Genomic DNA, 3,897 nt, shown 5'->3' on the forward strand with positions numbered 1-3,897 from the left:
CATATCCATCTCGAAGTGCTCCTTCGGGTGGGGACGTAGCTTGAACCCTAGCTACATTGGGAGATTTCGGAATCTCCACTTCCTTGAGCGTCTTTCATCGGTCGCCCTTATCCTGACATGATATTAGCTGTTTCTGCACTGTCTCCAAAATATCTCGATAAATACCAGATAGAGGTTGACCAAAGGATGGGCGGCAAATTTTACGCGATCGCGAAGCGGCGACCTAGGAGCATCGCAAAATTTGCTTAACCAGTTTTCCTAAAGCTTGCTGCCGCTCTTGAGTATCCCGTGGGTACCTTTGCACTTGGCATACCAGCTGCCTAATTTGCTCTTCCATGGCTATCAATTAGAAACACTGACCTGGTTACTTATAGCAGAAGTCAGAAGTCAGAAGTCAGAAGTCAGAAGTCAAACTCTTGCGCTTACTTAGGTTTGAGACTTTTGTCATGTCCGCGCCTGCCCTGGCGACTGCTATATCTAGCTGAGCTCACATTTTTATGGGTTAATTTACAAAACTTTATTTTTTGCCAGAATCCTAGGGTGGGCAGTGCCTACTAACGCGATTAGCTGACTTGCTGATTAAGGTTAGTGCGGCTGGCAATAGTGGAGAGTTTTCCCCTGCTAATTCTGCTAGTTATGCCATGGAATAGGGTTTCTCAGTAGGAGCCATAGAAAGCGATCGCACAATTGCTCACTTCTCCCATGGCGGTGGTGATGACAGCAACATGCACGACCTTGTTGCACCAGGGGTTGACATCTTTTCGACTGTCCACTATCGTTATAGGTTATCTTCTGAACCTTTAACCTACCCTACTCCAACCCCAAGGGCGAACAACTAAACAACCTTGGTCAAAAGGCCACGCTACGCGAACAACCAAACAACCTACCCTTCGGGAACGCCTTTGGCGAACAACATTTTTGAATTAAGAATGTAGAATTAAGAATGTAGAATTCTCAATTCTCAATTCTCAATTCTCAATTCTCAATTCTCAATTCTCAATTCTCAATTCTCAATTCTCAATTCTCAATTCTCAATTCTCAATTCTCAATTCTCAATTCTCAATTCTCAATTCTCAATTCTACATTCTACATTCTACATTCTACATTCTACATTCTACATTCTACATTCTACATTCTACATTCTACATTCTACATTCTACATTCTACATTCTACATTCTACATTCTACATTCTACATTCTCAATTCTACATTCTCAATTCTGACAGACAACCTTCAACATGCAATCTCTCGACTATCGGTTGATTTTATGGGTAAATTCTGAAGGTATCCTGGAAAATATGCCATCGGCTGCAACTGCTTTAACGGTAATTTATTAGTTGCGACATTTTCCACAAATCCCAGCAGTTTTGCTTCTGTCAAGGAGTCATTCAGTTGCACTGCTATATAACCAATTCTATCTTGCCAAACCTCTTCTGGGACGTAAACAAACTCGGCATCTGGTGAGACTGGTTTACATTCGAGCTTGCCGTAATTTTTAATCACTAAATCAGCCACATCTAGGAATGTCTGCATGATGGAATTGTGGTTATCACTAGACTCTAAGTCAGTTTCAAATCCTAGACCCTGTAAGTACTGATTCACTGCATACACCGCCAAGGTATTGAGATAAACCTGTTCGGCTTTTTCCAGATTAGATTGCTGTTGGCAAAGCTTTTCTGCTAGGTGATGGGCTGCTTCTGCTAGTGTGACCATAAGTAGTGTGATGATAATTTGACAGGCTGGTGTGACTGAGCAATGCCTCTAGTTTAGCCTTACCAATAAATTATCCACTATAATAGGTATCATCCTATAGGTAGAGGAATAATTCCCTTTAACCCCTACAGGTGATCTAAGTTTATGTATTGAGCAGATTAAGCACGGATTTGGGCAAGCCTGTATTTGTTTATACCATTTTCAGCCCATTTCTTCTTCTATATATCTTTTGATTTCCGGGGCTAATTTCCTGAGATTACGTTGAAAGAAGTTATTCAGGGATGAAATTTTAATTTCTAAAGAGTCCGATATCTCTTGCCATTTTTTTCCGTCTAGGTACGCTAAGCCTATGACTTGCAAGGTGGCGGAAGGATGGTTTTTGATATGTTTCTGTAAGAGGTTTTCCGGGTCTTCTGTAAAATAGTGTCTGACCAGGTCATACAACGTCAGTTCTGTTTCCGGTTGTGGCACAGTCTCTAGGGGTATCGATTCCCCACTGAGCTCAGACAAGTTTGCGGAAAAAGGCAGAGAGGCTTTAGCCATCTCAAACACTAATGAATCTCCCTTTGTCCGGTCTTTGGCGATTAACTGGGACAACAACAATAATACTATCAGAATTTTAGTAACCTTACTGACCTGGGTTTTGTCTATAATTAATCCTTTGATGCTGAGTGTTATCCAAAAAATTACATGCTCTAGTTTGGTGCCTTTAATCAGAGCACTCAACTGATATTTGATTCTGACAATTTTGCCAGATTGAGCTTGGATAAATGGGTCATTGAGGTCTTGTTGGGCTTTTTGTAACATCTTATCAAAGCGATAATTGACCCAGGCTATAAATTTTCCTTTTTCTCGATTGTAGTGATTGAGGTTTTGATAGACATAATACAATGTCCGATTCACAGCATCATCATAGACCTCAGAGGAAAATTGGCCTCGATGGCAAAGCTTGCCAGAAAGCTTAATGGCATTTAGCAATTCCGTTAAGGCATAAAATCGCTCTGGGGTATGAGGTTGGTGCCGTTGTGCTTCTAGGGCTAGCTGCTGAAGGCGACCCTCGTCGAGTACCTTCTTAAAAAGACTATCCCGCCAAGACCCCCACTCCTGATCAGAAGTCATTTGTAGATATGGGTGTAGATATGGGCTATCAATATCCTCCTCGATTTCATGGTTGAGCTGCTGCTGTACGGTCTGATAGATCTCTAGATAGATGCCATATAGAGGGTGACCTGGCCGTGGGCGACACACTTTACGGGTACGCAAAATTTGCTCAACCACTTCTGCCAAAGTCTGGTTCCGCTGTTGATTGTCCCGAGGATAGTGTTGTAGTTTCAGCACCAGCTGTTGAATTTGCTTGTTCATGACCACCGATTAAGAATGCTTGTGTAATTAGCTATCAGGGTAATTTCCAAGTTTTCTGCAATTCGTTACAAAACTTTATATTTACAATTCGTTACAAAACTTTATATAAAACTGTAGAAAAATTGGATTTTTGGAGTGATTAATATAGTGAGGGCAGTCAAAAAGCCTTGATGCTCTTAATCGCAAAACTGATTATAGGGTTCTGTAAGTCATAAAGCAGAACCACTCCTAGCTAAATTAAAAATTTAACTCTAAACTCTAAGAAGAAAACAATGGTAGTAAAATCCGGCGGTCCTGGCAATGATATATTGATTGGTGGACCTGGCAATGACACTATTCAAGGTCAAGGGGGAGCAGATACCTTGATTGGCGGTAGTGGTAATGATTCCCTGGACTCCGATACTCTAGGAACTGTTGATCTAATAGGTGATCTTTTAGATGGCGGTGCGGGCAACGATACACTTCAGGGAGAAGCCGGAAACGACACTCTACTTGGTGGCAGTGGCAATGATAGCCTCACGGGTGATGATTCCACTGTAGATTTTGGCAATGATAGCCTCAATGGTGGAGCTGGAAACGATACTTTGAATGGAGGTGCTGGCAATGACATACTCAATGGTGGTTCGGGAGTGGACACCACCAATGGTGGTTCTGGTAATGATACCATAATCGACGACGATTTTGTGAATTTCGACATCCACAATGGCGGTCTAGGAATCGATACTATCGATTATTCCAATGTCACATTTGGTTCCGGGGTCACCATCAACCTGGCAACTGAGACCACCTCAGTTTCTGGAGGTAATACCGAAACGATTCGCA

At 42.0% G+C, this 3,897-nt stretch carries 4 protein-coding genes; 2 read left to right on the forward strand and 2 right to left on the reverse strand.

All coding sequences use genetic code 11. From position 1 onward, the window contains the following. The first annotated feature begins 117 nt into the window (after positions 1–117). Complete coding sequence (locus F6K51_RS33040; protein ID WP_293028975.1) at positions 118–249, forward strand: hypothetical protein; 132 nt, start codon at positions 118–120, stop codon at positions 247–249. A 984-nt stretch (positions 250–1,233) separates the two neighbouring features. Here F6K51_RS33040 and F6K51_RS33045 read toward each other — a convergent pair. Together F6K51_RS33045 and F6K51_RS33050 are read right to left on the reverse strand one after the other, a co-directional pair. Continuing rightward, positions 1,234–1,713 carry a DUF1822 family protein gene (locus F6K51_RS33045; protein ID WP_293028978.1) on the reverse strand — a complete coding sequence of 160 codons (480 nt, stop codon included), beginning with the start codon at positions 1,711–1,713 and terminating at the stop codon, positions 1,234–1,236. 201 nt (positions 1,714–1,914) lie between these two features. Beyond that, a complete protein-coding gene (locus tag F6K51_RS33050) occupies positions 1,915–3,075 on the reverse strand; it encodes a hypothetical protein (RefSeq protein ID WP_293028981.1) in 1,161 nt (386 codons plus the stop codon). Between the two features lie 272 nt (positions 3,076–3,347). Between F6K51_RS33050 and F6K51_RS33055 the strand changes: the two genes are divergently transcribed. Continuing rightward, a partial coding sequence (locus F6K51_RS33055; protein WP_293028984.1) for a calcium-binding protein occupies positions 3,348–3,897 on the forward strand: 550 nt, incomplete at its 3' end.

The organism is Moorena sp. SIO3I8 (assembly GCF_010692325.1).
In the GTDB taxonomy this organism is placed as follows: Bacteria; Cyanobacteriota; Cyanobacteriia; order Cyanobacteriales; family Coleofasciculaceae; genus Moorena.

Coding starts and splice junctions, on each gene's coding strand:
- F6K51_RS33040 (WP_293028975.1), top strand. CDS start 118: ATGATATTAGCTGTTTCTGCACTGTCTCCAAAATATCTCGATAAATAC.
- F6K51_RS33045 (WP_293028978.1), bottom strand. CDS start 1,713: ATGGTCACACTAGCAGAAGCAGCCCATCACCTAGCAGAAAAGCTTTGC.
- F6K51_RS33050 (WP_293028981.1), bottom strand. CDS start 3,075: ATGAACAAGCAAATTCAACAGCTGGTGCTGAAACTACAACACTATCCT.